The organism is Streptomyces sp. NPDC048248, assembly GCF_043201875.1.
Lineage (GTDB): Bacteria > Actinomycetota > Actinomycetes > Streptomycetales > Streptomycetaceae > Streptomyces.
Map to the genome: position 1 here is coordinate 1 of NZ_JBICZL010000026.1, position 18,139 is coordinate 18,139.

General features: G+C 71.3%; 15 protein-coding genes. 9 read left to right on the forward strand and 6 right to left on the reverse strand.

Annotation, left to right across the window (positions count from 1 at the left end):
* Window positions 1-267: 267 nt before the first annotated feature.
* Complete coding sequence (locus ACGFZW_RS35035) at window positions 268-1,719, reverse strand: hypothetical protein (protein ID WP_393897363.1); 1,452 nt, start codon at window positions 1,717-1,719, stop codon at window positions 268-270.
* A gap of 194 nt (window positions 1,720-1,913) precedes the next feature.
* Between ACGFZW_RS35035 and ACGFZW_RS35040 the strand changes: the two genes are divergently transcribed.
* A complete protein-coding gene (locus tag ACGFZW_RS35040; RefSeq protein ID WP_393897364.1) occupies window positions 1,914-2,891 on the forward strand; it encodes an alpha/beta fold hydrolase in 978 nt (325 codons plus the stop codon).
* On the opposite strand, the gene ACGFZW_RS35045 is transcribed toward ACGFZW_RS35040, so the two are convergent.
* Window positions 2,863-4,134, reverse strand: a complete 1,272-nt coding sequence (locus ACGFZW_RS35045; RefSeq protein ID WP_393897365.1) for an MFS transporter — start codon at window positions 4,132-4,134, stop codon at window positions 2,863-2,865. The two genes, ACGFZW_RS35040 and ACGFZW_RS35045, sit on opposite strands and share 29 nt — an antisense overlap.
* Before the next feature lie 136 nt (window positions 4,135-4,270).
* Complete coding sequence (locus tag ACGFZW_RS35050) at window positions 4,271-5,140, reverse strand: LysR family transcriptional regulator (protein WP_393897366.1); 870 nt, start codon at window positions 5,138-5,140, stop codon at window positions 4,271-4,273.
* Window positions 5,141-5,280: 140 nt separating this feature from the next.
* Between ACGFZW_RS35050 and ACGFZW_RS35055 the strand changes: the two genes are divergently transcribed.
* Window positions 5,281-6,249 carry a DMT family transporter gene (locus ACGFZW_RS35055; RefSeq protein ID WP_393897426.1) on the forward strand — a complete coding sequence of 323 codons (969 nt, stop codon included), beginning with the start codon at window positions 5,281-5,283 and terminating at the stop codon, window positions 6,247-6,249.
* A 125-nt stretch (window positions 6,250-6,374) separates the two neighbouring features.
* On the opposite strand, the gene ACGFZW_RS35060 is transcribed toward ACGFZW_RS35055, so the two are convergent.
* Window positions 6,375-6,968: a dihydrofolate reductase family protein gene (locus ACGFZW_RS35060; RefSeq protein WP_393897367.1), complete on the reverse strand. Its 594-nt coding sequence runs from the start codon at window positions 6,966-6,968 to the stop codon at window positions 6,375-6,377.
* A gap of 366 nt (window positions 6,969-7,334) precedes the next feature.
* On the opposite strand from ACGFZW_RS35060, the gene ACGFZW_RS35065 reads away from it, so the two are divergent.
* Window positions 7,335-9,512, forward strand: a complete 2,178-nt coding sequence (locus ACGFZW_RS35065; RefSeq protein ID WP_393897368.1) for a SpoIIE family protein phosphatase — start codon at window positions 7,335-7,337, stop codon at window positions 9,510-9,512.
* Between the two features lie 106 nt (window positions 9,513-9,618).
* Window positions 9,619-10,266: a TetR/AcrR family transcriptional regulator gene (locus ACGFZW_RS35070; protein WP_393897369.1), complete on the forward strand. Its 648-nt coding sequence runs from the start codon at window positions 9,619-9,621 to the stop codon at window positions 10,264-10,266.
* A 118-nt stretch (window positions 10,267-10,384) separates the two neighbouring features.
* Here ACGFZW_RS35070 and ACGFZW_RS35075 read toward each other — a convergent pair whose 3' ends face one another.
* On the reverse strand, window positions 10,385-11,065 hold the full coding sequence (locus ACGFZW_RS35075) for a TetR/AcrR family transcriptional regulator (RefSeq protein ID WP_393897370.1): 681 nt from the start codon (window positions 11,063-11,065) through the stop codon (window positions 10,385-10,387).
* Between the two features lie 113 nt (window positions 11,066-11,178).
* On the opposite strand from ACGFZW_RS35075, the gene ACGFZW_RS35080 reads away from it, so the two are divergent.
* Window positions 11,179-12,789: an MFS transporter gene (locus ACGFZW_RS35080; protein WP_393897371.1), complete on the forward strand. Its 1,611-nt coding sequence runs from the start codon at window positions 11,179-11,181 to the stop codon at window positions 12,787-12,789.
* Window positions 12,790-12,798: 9 nt separating this feature from the next.
* Here ACGFZW_RS35080 and ACGFZW_RS35085 read toward each other — a convergent pair whose 3' ends face one another.
* Entirely contained in the window at window positions 12,799-13,434 is a 636-nt protein-coding gene (locus tag ACGFZW_RS35085) for a TetR/AcrR family transcriptional regulator (protein WP_393897372.1), read from the reverse strand.
* Between the two features lie 135 nt (window positions 13,435-13,569).
* On the opposite strand from ACGFZW_RS35085, the gene ACGFZW_RS35090 reads away from it, so the two are divergent.
* The 4 genes from ACGFZW_RS35090 (at window position 13,570) to ACGFZW_RS35105 (ending at window position 17,839) form a co-directional block, all read left to right on the forward strand.
* Window positions 13,570-14,715 carry a VOC family protein gene (locus ACGFZW_RS35090; RefSeq protein ID WP_393897373.1) on the forward strand — a complete coding sequence of 382 codons (1,146 nt, stop codon included), beginning with the start codon at window positions 13,570-13,572 and terminating at the stop codon, window positions 14,713-14,715.
* Entirely contained in the window at window positions 14,712-15,662 is a 951-nt protein-coding gene (locus tag ACGFZW_RS35095) for a fumarylacetoacetate hydrolase family protein (RefSeq protein ID WP_393897374.1), read from the forward strand. The genes ACGFZW_RS35090 and ACGFZW_RS35095 overlap by 4 nt, the downstream gene beginning before the upstream one ends.
* 5 nt (window positions 15,663-15,667) lie before the next feature.
* A complete protein-coding gene (locus tag ACGFZW_RS35100) occupies window positions 15,668-17,278 on the forward strand; it encodes a bifunctional 3-(3-hydroxy-phenyl)propionate/3-hydroxycinnamic acid hydroxylase (RefSeq protein ID WP_393897375.1) in 1,611 nt (536 codons plus the stop codon).
* Window positions 17,279-17,386: 108 nt separating this feature from the next.
* The gene (locus tag ACGFZW_RS35105; protein WP_393897376.1) at window positions 17,387-17,839 is read left to right on the forward strand and encodes a VOC family protein; all 453 of its coding nucleotides are present in this window, start codon (window positions 17,387-17,389) and stop codon (window positions 17,837-17,839) included.
* Window positions 17,840-18,139: the final 300 nt, after the last annotated feature.

The window sequence follows — 18,139 nt, forward strand, 5'->3', positions numbered from 1 at the left end:
CTGCGGACGTATCACCACCGTCGGCGGAACCACCCGACGAAACAACACCCACAACTCATCCGGAACCAACCGCTCAACCAGATCCGTCATGCACCACTCAACGAGCCAACGCGCCATAAGAAACGGCTTCTAAAGACGGGCGGCGAGGTCGGCGAGGTCGTCGGTGTACGCGTCGAACCGGTCCGAGTCCGGTTGGTGGGTCGCCGACGGGGCGTGTACGTAGCTGCACCGACCGTGGCGTGTGCTGCCCTGTGTGTGCCGGGGCGTTCACCTCGTCAGCAGGCCCAGCTCCCGCAGTCCGTAGTGACGGATGCCCTTGGTGCGCAGCCCGTCCGCGCCGCCGCGGAGCACCCAGTAGCCGCCGCGCCGGTAGGAGGATCCCGTGAAGGCGGAGCCGGCCAACAGGTCGTCGCAGCCGTCCTGTTCGGCGTCGAGGAGCCGCAGGGTGTCGCCGAACCCGGTCCTGGAGGCCGTGCCACGAAGGGCCTTGTCGTTGTGTGAGATGCGCTGCAGGGAGCGCATCCGGGCGCCGTCCTTCGTCGCCCTGTGCTCCGACACCAGGATCTTCTGCGTGGTGGCGTACTTCCCGGTCCCGATGGTGGACACGCTCTCGGCCCGCCCGTCCCCTGTGATGTCGCCCGTGACCAGCGGCCCGCCCAGACCGTCGGAACGCAGGCTCCGTACGCCGGGGCGGAATCCGTCCGGGCCGCCGCGCAGCATGGGCCGGCCGCTGACCTTGAGGCCGGGGCCGGTCAGCAGTGTGTCCGGGTAGCCGTCCGCGTCGAAGTCGGTGCCGGTCGTGATGTTCGCGCTGTACTTGCCCGGGGGCGACTCGGCTTCCACCATGCCGTCTTCGGCGGTGCCGCGGAACCAGCGGAGAGGGTGGTAGGTGCCGCCCTCGAAGTCGTCCTCGGGGTCGTCCGTCTCGACGGTGAGCAGCAGGTCGGTCCGGCCGTCGGCGTCGATGTCGGCGGACAGCAGCGAGGAGTAGTAGCCGAGGTCGGGGGCGGGGTCTCCTACGGTGAGGGTGCGGGTCGAGGCGGGGCGGCCGTCGGCGCCGAACGGCCCGTAGAGGATCTGGCCGATCGCACCCGGTGCCTTGCCCGGGACCGGGGCGAGCACATCGGCGCGGTCGTCCCCGTTGAAGTCACCGATCGCCGTGGGTGGGGACTGGGTGTGCGCCGGGCCCGACGGGTAGGGGACGACGACCGGTTCGGCGCCCAGGCCCTTCGGACCGCCACGGAAGAGCACCATCGATCTCGTGTACTTGTCGACATACTCGTTCTTGGGGATCAGCTGCGCGGCGAGCACGTCGGTGTAGCCGTCGGCGTCGAGATCGGCCGTGTAGGTGCGGGCGAAACCCTCCTTCCACTTCCCGCCGGAGCCCGGCGGGACCACGCCGTCGGTCAGCGGCCGACCGGTGGGACGCAGCCCGTCCTTGCCACCCATGAAGACCGCGAGCGGCCCGATCGCCCCCCGGCTCAGCACGACGGGCGGAGTGCCCTGGACGGTGGCCGGGTCGCCGGTCACCACATCCACAGCGTCGGGATAGCCGTCGTTGTCGAAGTCCGCCGGCCGGTCCCAACTCTGCGAGGGCTTGCGGGACTCGGCGCTCGCGGGACACCCGGCGCCGGAACTTCCGGAATCGCTGTCCGCTGCGCAGGAGGAAACGGTGAGCACGAGCGCGGCACCGATGGCGGCCGCTCTGATCGATCTCATCCGGCCGATTATGCGTCATGTCCCGGTCATCCGCCTGAGTTTCCATTGCGAGCAGGACGGTGCGGGAGTCACGGCCGCCCCTCGTGCTCGTCGCTTTGCCGAAGCGGCAACAGGACTCGCTCCGGGCCCACGCGCTCGCCGATGATCGGGGCATCGGTCGTCGCGTACGACAGGTCACGAGCCCTGGAGGATCCATGTCGCCGCAGTCCACGGACATCATTCACCGCACGGTCCCCGGGCCCGCAGGGCGGATCCACCTGGTCGAGAGCGGTACCGGTCCTCTGGTGCTGCTCGTGCACGGCTTTCCGGAGTCCTGGTACTCCTGGCGGCACCAGCTGTCGGCGTTGGCCGATGCCGGGTACCGCGCGGTCGCCATCGATGTTCGCGGCTACGGCCGTTCCTCGAAGCCCGGGGACGTCGCCGCGTACCGGATGCTCGACCTGGTCGAGGACAACGTCGCGGCGGTGGAGGCCCTGGGCGAGCGGGACGCAGTGATCGTCGGTCATGACTGGGGGGCCACCATCGCCGCCACTTCCGCCCTGATCAGGCCGGATGTCTTCCGCGCCGTGGGACTGATCGGCGTGCCCTACGCCCCGCCCGGCGGTCCGAGGCCCGGTCAGGTCTTCGCGCGGATGAGTGGGGAAGAGGAGTTCTACGTCTCGTACTTCCAGGAGCCCGGTCGCGCCGAGGCCGAGATCGAGCCCGACGTACGCGGCTGGCTCGCGGGCTTCTACGCCGCCCTGTCCGCCGACACCATGCTCCCCTCCGATGCGCCCGGCCCGCACTTCGTCAGCCGGGGCGGGACGCTGCGCGACCGGTTCCCGACCGGACCGCGGCCCGGCTGGCTCAGTGAGCACGATCTCGACGTCTACGCGGGGGAGTTCGAGCGGAGCGGCATGAGCGGGCCGCTCAACCGCTACCGCAACATGGACCGGGACTGGGAAGACCTCGGCGACTTCGAGGGCGCCCCGCTCACCCAGCCCTCCCTCTTCATCGGCGGCAGCCTGGACGCCTCCACGGCCTGGATGTCGGAGGCCATCGCGGCATACCCCACCACGCTCCCCGGTCTTGTCTCCTCCCACATCCTCGACTGTGGCCACTGGATCCAGCAGGAGCGCCCCGACGAGGTCAACCAGCTCCTGATCAACTGGCTTGCCTCCATGGCCACTTGAATGATCGGACCGCTCCGCCCGGTTCTCCCTCCCGCTGCGGGGCGCGGTCGCGCAGGGGGAGGAGGAGCGGGGCCGCCAGCATGAGGAGACCGGCGACCCCGATCGCGGTGCGGGGGCCGGTGACGCCGGCCAGCAGGCCCCACAGGGCGGTCAGGGCGGCGATGGTGGCGTTGCCGGTGACCGACCACGCGGAGAGGGTACGGGCGACCCGGTCCGTCGGGATGCGGTCGAGCCGATAGGTGGCGAACACCGGGTTGAACACGCCCATGCAGGTGATCAGCCCGAACTCGACGACGATGACGAGCACGAGCCCGGCAGCGCCGGGGCGGATGAAGGCCAACCCGGGCACCCAGCACGTACGCAGCGCACCAAAGGTGAGCAGCACCTTGTACTGCCCGAAACGCGCGACGAGCCGGGGAGCAAGGCGTGAGCCGAGCAGCCCCCCGAGGCAGGGCACGCCGAACGCCAGGCCGTACTGCCAGGGTGCGAACCCAAGGTGGTCGAGCATGAGGACGGCGAGCACCGGCGATGCGGCCATGATCAGGCTGTTGACCAGGAGCGTGTTGAAGAACAGCGGGCGAAGGGCGGGGTGGGCGAGGAGATAGCGCCACCCTTCGAGCAGGTCGCCCGCCCGGCGCCGTGGTGTCTCCGGGCGCGGGGGCTGCGGCTCCTTCCCGCCGATCGCGCCGATCCCCGCCGCGGACAGCAGGAAGCTGACCGCGTCGGCCAGCACGGTCGTCACCGGGCCGAACAGCCCGATCGCGGCACCGCCGAGCGGCGGGCCGAGCGCGGTGGCCGTCCAGGTGGTGGCCTCGAACCGTCCGTTCGCGACGAGCAGGTCCTCGCGTGGCACGAGCGCTTTGAGGTACGCGCCGCTCGCCGCCCGGAAGGTGATGTTGGCCGCGGCGACGACGACCGATACGGCCAGCAGCTGTGCGAATCCGAGCCGGCCGAGCACGAACGCGGCGGGGATGCTGAGCAGCGCGGTGAACCGGATCAGGTCCATCGCCATCATCACCGGCCGCTTGCGGCGGAACTCCACCCACGGGCCGAGCGGCACCGCGACCGCCGCCCCCACCGCCAGTCCCGCGGCCGCCATCACCGATACCTCGGTCGGCCCGGCATGCAGAACGACGAGGGCGATCAGGGGGAACGCGTCGAGCGCGAGCCAGGACCCGAACGTGCTGACCGCGAACGCCGCCCAGAGCCACTCGAACCGCCGCCCCAGCGATCTTCCACCCACCCCTGACCACCATGCCCGGCGCACCCGCGCCCTCGTCGTCCCACGTCACACTGACCCGCGAGATCAAAGCGCGCGACGCACCAGCGGGTCAAAAGCACCGCTCCCGCCGACGCCGGGCCCACCCGCCGCCCGGGCGTCAGCCGTCCTCGCGGTAGAGGTCGGAGAGAAGGGCGGCGACGGCGTGGGTGGCGGGGTGGGGGTCGTGTCGCCGCCATATGAGGTGGACGGGGACCGGGTCGGCGTCGCGCAGGGGGCGGTAGGTGATGCCGTCGCGGCGGTACTGGGCGGTGGTGGCCTGGGCCGTCATGCCGACGCAGCGGCCGGTGGCGATGGCGGCGAGCCAGTCGTCGATGTCGTGGGTGTACTCCACGGCCGGGCGGGCGTCCTCGGGCCACAGGTCCAGGGTGGTGGTGCCGGTGCGATGGTCCACGACCAGGGTGCGCGCGCGGATCTCCGCCAGGCGGATGGAGCGGCGCCTGGCCCACCGGTCGTCGGAGGCGAGCGCGAGGTAGCGGCGTTCGTGGCCGACGAGGGCGTGGGCGTAGCGGTGGGTGTCGACGGGGGTGCGGATGACGGCCAGGTCGCACAGGCCCTCGGCGAGACCTCCGGTGGGGGTGTTGTGACGGATCAGGTGCAGTGCGATGTCGGGGTAGCGGTCGTGCCAGCGGCGCTGGAACTCCGCGGTGTGGCGACCCATCGCCGACCAGGCGTGGCCGATGTGCAGCCGGGTGTGGCCGGTGGTGGCTTCACGGACCAGTTGATCGGCGTCGGTGAGCAGCTGTCGGGCGCGGGCGAGTACCTGTACGCCGGCGGTGGTGGGGGTGACGGTACGGCTGGTGCGATGCAGCAACCGCACGCCCAGGATCCGCTCCAGCGCGATCAGGGTGCGGGACACGGCCGCTTGGGAGGTGCCCAGCTCGATCGCGGCGTCGGTGAAGGTGCCCTCGTCGACGATCGCGACCAGGCAGCGCAGATGCCTCAGCTCCAGTCCGGTCCTGCCATCCATACGTCCATCGTATAGATGGCGCGTCGGATGCATTTTGGGCATGGATCGCTCCGGCGGAGTGTGGGTCCATGCCGACCGACGAGCGTGTACCGACGACGAAAGCCGCCTCGCAGCAGGCCGCCTCGCCCCGCTGGCCAGGGATGGCGCTGATGCTCGGCAGCGGCATGTCCAATCAGATCGGGGCCTCGGTTGCCGCCTTCGCCTTTCCGGTTCTGGGGCCGGTGGGCGTGGTCGCGGTACGCCAGTGGGTGGCCGCCGCGGTGCTGCTGGGCGCGGGCCGCCCCAAGCTGCGCGCGTTCACCGCGGCACAGTGGCGCCCGGTGCTGGGGCTTGCCGTGGTCTTCGCGACGATGAACCTGACGCTGTACACGGCGATCGACCGGATCGGGCTCGGCCTTGCGGTCACCCTGGAGTTTCTCGGCCCGCTGACCGTGGCGCTGGTGAGCTCCCGGCGCCGCGTCGATCTGCTGTGCGCGGTTGCTGCCGCGGTCGCCGTGGTGGTTCTCGTCCGACCCCGGCCCAGTACTGACTACCTGGGCATCGGCCTGGGGCTGACGGCCGCCGTCTGCTGGGGTTGCTACATCCTGCTGAACCGCACTGTGGGCGCGCGTCTGCCCGGCCTGGAGGGGTCGGCCGCCGCCGCTGCCGTCTCCGGACTGCTCTATTTGCCCGTCGGCGCCGTCGTCCTGTGGCTGCACCGGCCCACCTCCGGCGCCCTGCTGTGCGCGCTGGCCGCCGGCGTGCTGTCGTCCGCGGTGCCGTTCCTGGCCGATCTGCTCGCACTGCGCCGCGTCCCCGCCCACTTCTTCGGCACGTTCATGAGCGTCAATCCGGTGTTCGCCGCCCTGGCCGGCATGCTGGTCCTCGGCCAGCGCCTCGACCTCGCATCGTGGCTGGCCATCGCTGCGATCGTCACCGCGAACACCGTCGCCGTCGGCTTCGCCGCCCGTCATCCGAAGGAAGCGACGGCGGGGCGGGCAGGGCAGGAGCGAGCGGCGCAGACCGCGGATTTGACCCTTCCCGATCCGGTGAGCGACCCCGGAGCCGGGCCCCTCCGCACGGAAGCCGCCGAGCGGCCCACCCGACACCCGGCGGACTGCCTGACCTGACCCGACGTCAGGCTGCCTCCCTGGAGCGGCATCAGCAGCCGCCCCGGAGATGCCTCCGGCCTACGGCGGCGGCAGGGCTGGGTCACGTCACCCGTGAACGGCCGGCCGCCCCGGGATCCCCCTCACTACTTCGCGGCCGGCCGGTAGGTGCACACGTGGACGCCGGTGGGGCTGGTGGCCGTGGAGACGAGTTCGAGGGCGCGTCGTGCTCTGTCGTCGGGAAAGATCGTTTTTCCGCCGCCGAGGAGAACCGGCATGATCATGAGGCGGAGCTCGTCGACGAGTCCCTCGCGCAGGAGGGCGCGTACGAGGGTGGGGCTCCCCATGACCAGCAGGTCGCCCCCGGCGGTCCTGCGCAGCTGCCGGATGCGGGAGAGGGCGTTGTCGCCGGGGATGCGCGTGGTGTTCGCCCAGGTCAGTTCGTCATCGTGGAGGGTCCGGGAGACGACGTGCTTGGGGATGGCGTTCATTCTGTCGGCGAAGGGGTCACCGGCACGTTCGGGCCAGGCCGCGGCCATGGTCTGCCAGGTGCGGCGGCCGAACAGCAGCGCCTCCGCGTTGGACATGGCGTCGTCGAAGGCGCCGCCCACCACCTCCGGATCGAAGAAGGGGTGTGACCAGCCGCCGTGGGCGAAGCCGACGTCGGTGTCCTCGTCGGGCCCGCCCGGTGCCTGCACGATGCCATCGAGGCTCATGAACTCGCTGATCACGATGCGCATGGGAGTCGCTCCTGTTGTCAATTCGGGTGTACGGCAAAGGAGACTGCGGCGCCGTTGCGAAATCATCGCTCCTCGACGATCCGGTGGTTGCCATCTGCCCTGCTCGACGGCGCACTTGGTCAGCGTTCTCCGCTGCGGGCGTGGGAGGGCTGCACACCGAGGCATCGCACGGTCTGCCAAGCTCGGACGAGTACGGGGAGATGCATCTGCTGGGCAGCGTCGGAGGAGGTGACCTCCGGCCTCTGCGGAAAGGACTCATCTCGTGCGAATGCGGCGGAGGAGGGCACGTCCCTCGGGCCGGGGGCGTGCGCGCAGGGGGATCCGCTCCCCGGTGCGTGCCCTCCTCCGCGGCGTAACGTCATAGGTGTGGACTTGACTGCGGACGGTCTCGTGTCCCGTGGCGCGCGTGAACTCAGCCGGCGAGCGGATCAGCTGATCCATGACGTGGAACGGTCCTTGCGGCGTGACGTTCCCGAGGTGTGGGAAGACCCGGACATCGCCCGGATGACGGCGGAGAGCGTCGCCGAGCACGTACTCGCCGCCCTGGCCGGCCTGGAACACGGCATCGAGCCCAGCCGGATCGAGACATCGCCCGGCGACCTGGAGCGCGCGCGTCGACTCGCCCGGCACGGCACGCCGGTCAGCGTGATGCTGCGGGCCTTCCGGCTTGCGCAGGGGGTGATACTCGACCGGCTGCTCCAGGAGATGCCCCGGCTGACCGGCGATGCCGAACTGATCAGCGCCGCAGCGCGCAAGCTGATCGCGACGGCGACCGGGTACGTCGACCGCATGTCGGAGCACGGCGTGACGGCCTACCAGGAGGAGCGGGACCATCGCCTGCAAGGGCGGCTGTCGATCGTGAACGAGGCGAGCATGCGCATCGGCACCACCCTGGACATCTCGCGCACCACCCAGGAGCTCGCGGACGTCGCCACCGAGCGCTTCGCCGACCTTGTCACCGTCGATCTGTTCGACGCCGTGCTGCGAGGAGACGACCCTCCTGCTGAAGGGCCGTTCGTGCTGCGCCGGTTCGCTCAGCGGTCGGCGGGGGAGGACGCCGCTGAATCGCCGCCCCGTTCGGAGCGGGTCCACACTTTTCCGGCCGGTTCGCCACCGGACCGCGCTCTGGTCACCGGTCGGCCCTCACGGCATCACCTCGACGCCGGTGCGGCAGCGCCCCCTGATGTCCTCCGCACCGCCGGCGCCCAGCGCATCCACTCGACGCTGGTGGTGCCGCTGCGTGCCCGGGACCGCACCCTGGGCGTCGCGCACTTCCTCCGGCACCGTACTCCCGGCCCCTTCGACGACGAAGACCTGCTCCTCGCGCAGGAGATCGCCGCCCGAGCGGCGGTCGCCGTCGACCACGCCGGCCGCTACACACAGGCGCGCGCCACCGCCCTCACCCTTCAGCGCAGCCTCCTCCCGCGCCGCACTGCGCCGCAGTCCGCCGTGGAGGTCGCCGCCCGCTACCTGCCCGCAGGCGCCCGGGCGGGTGTGGGCGGCGACTGGTACGACGTCATCCCGCTGTCGGGAGCCCGGGTCGCCCTCGTGGTGGGTGACGTCGTCGGCCACGGCATCCACGCCGCCGCCACCATGGGCCGCCTGCGGACCGCCGTACGCACCCTGGCGGACATCGACCTGCCGCCCGACGAACTCCTCACGCACCTCGACGACGTCGTCATCCGCCTGTCCTCCGAAGTCCCGACCGGCCCGGACACCGCATCCGTCGGGGACATCGGCGCCACCTGCCTGTACGCGGTCTACGATCCCGTCACCGGCTGCTGCACCGTGGCGCGCGCCGGGCACGTGCTGCCTTCCGTGGTGGCCCCGGACGGCACCGTCGACCTCCTCGACCTGCCTGCCGGCGCGCCCTTGGGCCTGGGCGGCCTGCCCTTCGAAGCGGCCGAGATCGAACTGCCCGAAGGCAGCCTCCTCGTGCTCTACACAGACGGTCTGATCTCCGCCCGGGACCGCGACGTCGAGGCGGGCCTGACCCTGCTGCACCACGCCCTCGGGCAGTCCGCTCCCTCCTTGGACGCGGCCTGCGAGACCGTGCTGGAGACGCTGCTGCCCGCAGGCCGACCACGCGACGACGTCGCGCTCCTCCTGGCCCGCACCCGCATTCTCGGAGCCGGCCAGGTCGCCACCCGGGATCTGGACGCCGACCCGGCCGCCGTCGCCCGGACCCGGTCCTGGGCCTCCCGGCAGCTGACCACCTGGGGACTCGAAGAGCTCACCTTCACCACCGAGCTGGTGGTCAGTGAACTGGTCACCAATGCCCTCCGCTACGGCCGGCCCCCCATCCGCGTGCGCCTCATCCATGACCGGGCCCTCATGTGCGAGGTCTCCGACGGCGGCAGCACCTCCCCGCATCTGCGCCGGGCCCGCGTCTTCGACGAGGGAGGCCGCGGCCTGCTCCTGGTCGCCCAACTCGCGGAGCGGTGGGGAACGCGCCATGGCCGGGCGGGCAAGACGGTCTGGGCCGAGCTGTCCGAGTCGGCCGCGTTGCCGGTAGCGGGACTGCCGGTAGCGGGCTCCGCATAGCCCTCGGCGGGGCCCACGGTCCGGCCGGTACGGATGGCCTGCGTGTCAGAATGGCTGCGCCGTTCGTCCTGCTCGTCGTTCCCCGCACTGACGCACCGAGGTTCCCGTGACCAAGCCCGTGGCCCGCGCTCCCCAGCGACGCAATGCGCGGTCCAACCGGGCGCGCATCCTGGCCACGGCCCGCCACGAGCTCGGCCGCAACCCCGACCTCACCCTGGAAGAGCTCGCGCGCGCCTCGGGAGTGGTGCGACGCACCCTCTACGGTCATTTCCCCGGACGCACGGCGCTGCTGGAGGCCCTGGCCGAGGAAGCCTCCGATGCCCTGCGCAGCACCCTGGCCACCGCCACGAGGCCCGAGGAGCCGGCCGAGCGGGCGCTGGCGCATTTCACGTTCTCGATGTGGCACCTGGGGGACCGCTATCGCTTCCTCCTGTCGCTGGCCAGGCGGGACCTGGGATTGGACCGCGTTGCCGAGATCCTGAAGCCGGCTCGCGACGAGGGCACCGCCATCCTGCAGCGAGGGCAGCGCGACGGCGTCTTCCACACCCTTCTGCCGCCCGGTGTCCTGAGCGCCGGACTCGAAGCGATGACGGTCGCGCTGCTGGAGGAGGTCAACTCCGGGGCGCTGGAGGACGATGGGGCCCGCACGGCCGTCGCGACACTTGTCGCGGCCGGTGTGCCGGAGAGGCGGGCACGCGTCGTGGTCGACGAGGTCGCCTTGGCGGCGGCCGCGGAGCGCGCTGCCGAGGACTGAGTCCCCGGGCGGCCGCCCACACGCTGCGCCCCGGCTCAGAGTGCCTGGAAGCGGGGCGGCGCTATCGGATCTTCTGAAGCCGCACGGCAGGCATAATTACTCGCCGACGTGCAACTAATTACGCCCGCTCCTCTGCCGGTGGCGGTGACGTCTGCCCTTGGGGTGGCGACGTCGGCCCGGTGCCGTGCAGTCGGTGGACCGTTTCGGTGGCGACGCCGCTGTCGACGCCCATGGCGATCAGCGCGGCGGTGGCGGCGGCCGTGCCGTCGTCGGCCCAGGTGCCGGTGTTGACGCTGTCCAGGAGTGCCAGAAGGTGCGCTTCGAGGGCCCTGCCGAGGGGGCCCGGCTGAATGGCGGCATGGAAGGCGCCCTGTCGCCGGCCCGAGGCCAGAATCCGGGTGACCGTTTCGCGGGCGGGCGCCAGGGCTTCGCTCATCCGGTCGGCCCTCATGTCCCGGCAGGCGAGCCTGATGAGGATGCGGTAGCGGTCGCCGACCGGCCACAGGGTGACGATGAAGCGGGCCAGGGCGCTTGCAGGGTCGGCGGCCGGGGCGTGGGCGACGGCGACCGCGCGGCGTATCGCTTCGTCGGCATCCGCGGCGAGTCCCTCGACGAGCGCGTCCCGGCCGGCGAAGTGCGCGTAGACGGTGCGACGGGCCACGCCGGCGGCCTCGGCGATGGCGCCCAGGCCGCTGTCCGGGTTCCGGCCCAGCTCCCGTCGGGCCGCTTCCAGGATGCGGGTGCGGGTGGTGCGCGCCCGGTGGCTCCGGGAGGCGTGCGGGGCTGGTCGGCTGGTCACGTCAGCACCTCGGGCAGTGGTAGGGCGGTCCACTCGCGATATTTGCACACGCATGTGCAACAAACTAGTCTGCACATCGACGGGCAATTAACTCGTACCCCTAGGAGCACCCGATGCCGTTCCTCGCCAACACACCCGTCGAGAAGATGCCCGGGCCGTACGCACGGCGCTGGTCCGCCCTGCTGGTGCTGTGCCTGAGCCTGCTGATCGTCGTCATGGCGAACACCTCGCTGATCGTGGCGGCGCCGGCCATGACGACGGATCTCGGCCTGTCCAGCAGCGATCTGCAGTGGGTCATCGACGGCTACACCGTCCCGTACGCCGCGCTGATGCTGGTGCTGGGGTCGATCGGCGACAAGTACAGCCGCCGCGGCGCGCTCCTCGTGGGTCTGCTGATCTTCGCGGGCGGTTCGGTGATGGGCAGCCTGGTCGACGGGACCGAGCTGGTCATCGCGGCTCGCGCGATCATGGGGATCGGAGCCGCCGTCGTCATGCCGGCCACGCTCTCCCTGCTGGTCGCGATCTTCCCCGAGCGCGAGCGTGCCAAGGCCATCACCGCCTGGACCGCGACGTCAGGTCTCGCGATCGCCGTCGGCCCGCTGGTGGCCGGCTGGCTGCTGGAGGACAACGCCTGGGGCTCGACCTTCCTGATCAACGTCCCCGTCGCCCTCGTCGCCGTCGTCGGCGCACTGTTCCTGGTTCCGCCGTCGAAGGCGCACGGGATGGGGCGGATCGACTACGTGGGCGGCCTGCTCTCCATCATCTCGGTCGGCTCCCTGGTCTACGCGACCATCGAGGGCCCGCACTTCGGCTGGGGCGCCGGCCCGGTCACTGCCGCCGTCGTCGCCGGGGCGGGCCTACTGGCCTTCGTCGCCTGGGAGTTGCGCCACCCGCACCCCATGCTCGACGTGCGCAGGTTCCGGATCCGTCCCTTCAGCGGTTCGATGATGGCGGTGCTGTTCTTCTTCTTCGGCACGTTCGGCGCGATCTACTACTCCACGCAGTTCCTGCAGTTCGTCCTCGGCTACGACGCGCTGGAGACCGGTGCCCGCCTGCTGCCGCTGGCCGGGGCGGTCTTCCTCGGCGCCGCGGTGACCGGGCAGCTGACCCCGAAGCTGGGCATGAAGGCGATGGTCGTGACCGGCATGGTGATCGGGACCGCGGGCGTCTTCCTGCTCACGATGGTCGACAAGGGCTCGTCGTACACCGACTTCCTGACGCCGATGCTGCTGCTCGGGTTCGCGATCGGCCTGAGTGTCTCCCCTGCCACCGACACCATCATGGGTTCCTTCCCGGAGTCCGAGCTGGGCGTCGGCGGCGGCGCCAACGACACCGCGCTGGAGCTGGGCGGCTCGTTGGGGATCGCGGTGCTGGGCTCGCTGCTGGGTACGGCCTACCGGGACGAGCTGACCGATATGGTGGGCGACCGGCTGCCGGCCGCGGCCATGCGGGCGGCCGAGGACTCGGTGGGCGGTGGCCTTGCCGTCGCCGAGCGGATCGCGAGGAATCCGGCCGGCGGCGCGCAGCAGTCCCAGGTCCTGATCGACGCCGTCCACGAGTCGTTCGCCCAGGGTGTCGCCCGAACGAGCCTGGTCGGCGGAATCATCATGGCCGCCGGCACGGTGATCGTCCTCGTGGTCCTGCCGGGCCGCCGGGCTGTCGGCAAGCGCAGGGTGGAGGGGGCGACGGAGGTCCGGGAGGCCGACCATGCGGACGCCGTGTAGGTTCCCGCGTCAGCCGAGGTCGGGCAGCGGACGCCGGGCGACCTCGCGGGCCTCGTCCGGCGGAACGCCCAGCATGCGCATGACCATCTCGGCCAGGTTCGCCGCCGCCTCGTCGCCGTCCAGATCCGGGCGGGCGAACCGCAGTTCCACGAGGGAGAGCAGGGTCCCGCCGAGCGCCGACAGGGCCACGGTCGTGTCGATCGGGGAGAAGCGGCCGGAGGCGACGCCGACTTCCAGGTCGCGCAGCGCCCGGGGGGCGAGGCCGCGGTCGGCGTGGAGATGGCCGAGTCCGCGGTGGCGGAGCACCTGCATGAGTTCCGGGTGGGAGTCGGCCATCCGGGCGCTGAGCCGGAAGCCCGCCGCCACGAGTTCCGCAGGGTCGTCGATCCCGCGCAGCCGCTCGTCGAAGGTCTGGCCGAACTCCTCCAACGCGTCCACCACCGCCGCGTCGAACAGGTCCGTCTTCGATTCGAAGTGGTTGTAGAAGGAGCCGAAACCCACGTCGGCGCGCTCGGCGATAGCCTGGATGCTCGCGCTGGTGTCCCCGGTCTCGGCGAGGATCTGCCGGGCGGCGCGGACGAGCGCCTGGCGGGTCTCGGCGCGGCGGCGCTCGAATCGGTTCGCGGGCGGGGCTGACGTAGGCATACGCGAAGTCTAGCCGCGGATTCGATGCCGACCGCAGTTCTGATGAATCCATCATTCCTTGTCCCTGAGCTCTTGACGAGGCTTCTGTCAAACTTGATGATTTCATCATTACGACACTGTCGCTCGGAGGGCACGATGTCCGAAACCCATGTCGACGGCTCCGCCGTCGCCACGCCCCACCAGGATCTGCACAGCGAGCGGGGCGCCGTGCGCGGTGAGCACCCGGGCCGGTCCCGGAACCCCGTCATCAAGGTGGCGGACCTGGCCTGGCTGGAGTTCGAGAAGCCCGACCTGGACCGTGCCGAGGTCTTCGCCCGTGACTTCGGGTTCGCGGTCGCGGCCCGCGGCGCACGCGAACTGTGGCTGCGCGGCACCTTCGCCGGCTCGCCCTGCATGGTGATCCGGCAGGGCCGCACGTCCCGGTTCGCAGGCCCCGCCTTCCGTGCGGCCGAGCGCACCGACCTGGACCGACTTGCCCGCGCCACCGGCACGGCCGTACGGGACGCCGACGTCCCCGGAGGCGGCAAGGAGGTCCTGCTGCTCGACCCCTCGGGCTTCCCCGTCCGTGTCGTGCACTGCGCCGCACCGCTGCCCGCTCTGCCCGAACAGCAGCCCCTGATCCTGAACTTCGGCACTGACCCGCGCCGTACGAACGCCCCTCAGCGCTCGCCGCGCGAGCCCTCCCGAATCCAGCGTCTGGGTCATGTGGTCCTGGAGACAAGGGTGTTCGGCCATGCCCTCGACTGGTACCTGGACACCCTCGGCATGATCGTGTCCGACTTCCTCTTCCTGGACGGGCAACGCGACCGTGGTCCGACCACGGCCTTCATCCGCTGCGACCAGGGCAGCCGGGCCGTGGACCACCACACCCTCGCGATGCACCTGGGGCCCGGCACCGGATACGTGCACTCCGCCTACCAGGTCACCGACCTGGACGCGATCGCGGCCGGCGGCGAGTATCTGGGCGAACGCGGCTACCGGCGCAGCTGGGGCATCGGCCGCCACATCCAGGGCAGCCAGCTCTTCGACTACTGGCGCGACCCGGACCGCTTCATGCTGGAGCACTTCGCCGACGGAGACCTGTTCTCCCGGGACGTCGAACCCGGCTGGGCACCCATGTCCGCGAGCGGTCTCGCGCAGTGGGGCCCGCCGGTGACCCGTGACTTCCTCGGCGCCGGTCCGTCCCCCGCCAAGCTCCGCGAGGTCCTCACGGCCCTGCGCGGCGACAACGAACTCGACCCCGCACGCCTGCTGGGCCTGATGAAAGCGATGACCTCATGAGCACCGACGTCCTGCGCACCGCCGACGGCTGGTGGGCCGTCCTCGGGGACCGAGCCGTCCCCGTCGACACCAAGGCCACCACCACAGCCGATCTGCTCGCCGACCGCGCCGCGGTGGAGAAGGCTGCGGCCTCCGGCGAAGCGGGCACCCCCGTCGCCGGCCTGAAGGCCCTCTCACCGGTGACCACCCCGTGTCGCGTCGTCGCCCAGATGGTCAACTACCGTAGCCACGCACGGGATTCGGGATTCACCGGCGAGATACCGCCCGCCTTCTTCCGCAAGGCGTCCGGCTCGGTGAGCGGACCGACCGACACCGTTGTCCGTCCCTCCCATGTGAAACTCCTGGACTACGAGATCGAACTCGGCCTGGTCATCGGGGCGCCGCTGCCGGTGGGCACCGAGGTGGCGGAGCGGGACCTGCCGGCCTACGTCGCCGGGCTCGTCGTCACCAACGACGTCAGCGCCCGCGACGTACAGCTGACCAAGACCCAGTTCTACGAGAGCAAGTCGTACCCGACCTTCACGCCCACCGGCCCGTATCTGACCCTGCTGGAGCCGGCGGACTTCGACCATCTCCTCGACCTGCGACTGAAGTTGTCGGTCAACGGCGAGCTGCGTCAGGACCGCACCCTCGCCGACATGATCGTTCGCCCCGCACAGGCACTGACCCTGCTGGCGCGCTTCCAGCCCCTCGACCCCGGTGACCTGCTGCTGACCGGCACCCCTGGCGGCACGGCCCTCAAGGCGCCGCCCAAGCCGGTGGAGAAGATCGGCGCGCTGCTGCCGCCCGCCGTGAAGTGGAAGTCGTTCTTCAGGAGCCAGGCCAGGAACCCGCGCTACCTGGGCGCGGGTGACCTGATCACCGCCACGATCGCCACGCCGGACGGGCGGATCGACCTCGGCGAGCAGCGCACCCCCGTGGCCGACGCGAAGTGGTCATCGAGGTGAGCCACGTGACCGCCGAACAGGCAGGACCAGGGCAGGTGCCGCCCGGCTCGGCGCGGCACGTACCCGTCGTGATCGTCGGAGCCGGGCCGGTGGGCGTGGCCGCGGCACTGCTGCTCGCCAGGCGGGGAGTCGCCTGCGTTGTCCTCGAACGCCACCGGGACCTCTACCCCCTCCCGCGTGCCGTCGCCATGGACGACGAGGTCCGCCGCATTCTCCAGGCCGCCGGAATCCACAAGGAGTTTGCCCGCGTCGCCCGTCCCGCCAGGGGCCTGCGCCTGCTGGACGGCCGGCACCGGGCGATCGCCGAGTTCCCGCGGTCCCCGCAAGGCCACCACGGCTTCCCCCGGACCAGCATGTTCGACCAGCCCGAGCTGGAGCGGCTGCTGCGCGACGCCCTGGCCCGGCGCCCGGAGTGCGAGCTGCGGAGCGGGTCGGAAGTCACCGGCATCGCCCCGACCCCCGACGGCCCGGTCCGCGTGACGTTCCGCGGGGACCACGGCGAGGAACATCTGTGGGCGGAGGCCGTCCTCGGCTGCGACGGCGCCAACAGCCTTGTCCGCGGAGCGATCGGCGCCGTCTGGGAGGACCTGCGCTTCGAGGAACGCTGGACCGTCGTCGATGTCCGTACCCGAGCCGATGTCCGCTCCTGGGAGGGCGTCGACCAGGTCTGCGACCCGCACCGGCCGGCGACCTTCATGCGGGTCGGCGAGGACCGCTACCGCTGGGAATTCCGGCTGCGGGAGGCGGAGGAGCTCGACTTCGAGCGGCTGCGCGAGCTGGTCGCCCCCTGGGTGGACGTCTCTTCCGCCGATGACTTCCATGTGGTCCGCCAGGCGCAGTACACCTTCCGGGCCCGTATCGCCGACCGCTGGCGCCAGGGTCGCGTCTTCCTGCTCGGCGATGCCGCCCACCTCACACCGCCATTCGTGGGACAGGGGCTGTGCGCGGGCCTGCGTGACGCCCACAACCTGACCTGGAAGCTGGCCCACGTCTTCCAACAGGGCGCTGATGGAAGGCTGTTGGAGACATATGAACGCGAACGCAAGCCTCACGCCCGTCACATGATCCGCCTTGCCGTCGCGACCGGATGGGCCATGACCGGCGGCCAGGACCGTCTGGCCGCGCTGCGCCGGACGGCAGTGGGGGCACTCTGCCGCACGGCCGGGGTGGCAGGGGTGGCGGGTGCGGCGGACCGCTGCTTCAGCCGGCCCCTGCCCCCGGGCCCGCTCGTACGCCGTAGCCGCCTCGCCGGAACTTTCTGCCCACAGCCATGGGTGAGCGTCGAAGGTGCCAGGACGCGTCTGGACGACGTCCTCGGCGACTCCTTCGCCCTCCTGACCGCGGTGCCGCTCGCTCCCTCCCTGTGCGCGCTCGCCGAGGCGCTCGGCGCGCGGATCGTCGACGCGCGAAAGACCGGCGATGACGGCACCCTCGCGATGTGGCTCCGCGGCGGCCGTGCCGACGCGGCCCTGCTGCGACCCGACCGCGTGGTCCTCGACGTGCTCCCACAGGGCGGGGACGCCTTCACGGACGCCGCCGGCTGGGCGCCCTTGCTGTGCACCGCCCGCCGCCCTGCCCCACCTCCCTCGGGGGTGCGGGAGGCGCCGATCAGGTGACATCCTCCGCCACGCCCGGCCCGGATGCGGTGCGTGAACGGGCCGGTGGGGGAGCGCGGCGTTTCTTCGGGTTGCGACGCAGTCCGAGCACCCCATACAAACCCTTGCATGACACTGAACTGGAAACTGGTTGTCGACACCGGGGATGCGCCCGTGCTCGCGGACTTCTGGGCCGCGGCACTGGGCTATGAAGTGGAGAACCCCACCGCCCTCATCGAGCAGCTGCTGGCCGCCGGCCACGTCGGGGAGGAAGCGGTCACCGAGCACCGCGGCCACAAGATCTTCCGGGGCTACGCCGCGATCCGCCACCCCGAGGACCCCTTCGACGAGACCAGCGGCATCGGCCGCGGGCGGCGGCTGCTCTTCCAGGACGTCCCCGAAGGCAAGGTCGGCAAGAACCGCCTGCACATCGACATCCATGGCGAGCCCGGTGGTCTCGACGAGCTGGTGGCGCGGCTGGAGGAGCTGGGCGCGACCCGCGTCGGTGAGGTGAACCAGGGGCCCGCCGGGCACTGGTGGGTCATGCGCGACCCGGAAGGCAACGAGTTCTGCGCCGCGTAGACCCCGCTTAGCGGGGCATGGGGGCTCGCCCCTCTCGTGGCACGACGTCGTTTCCGAGGCCCCGGCCTCCAGGGGAACCGTCGTTGACCGGCGGCACGACGTACGGCCCGAGAGCCGCCGGGGTGACGTGGACGAGTCTTCACCTCGTCGCGGCGATCTCCAGGCTCTCCGGCAGGCGCCAACCTTGACCACCAGGTCGGCGCCGATGTCGCCCGGCCCGACGACGGCGACCTTGGTGCGCGGCTGATTCGAGCGGCTCACCAGTGACATCCTCCGGCGTCCTCTGTGGGATCAGAGCCG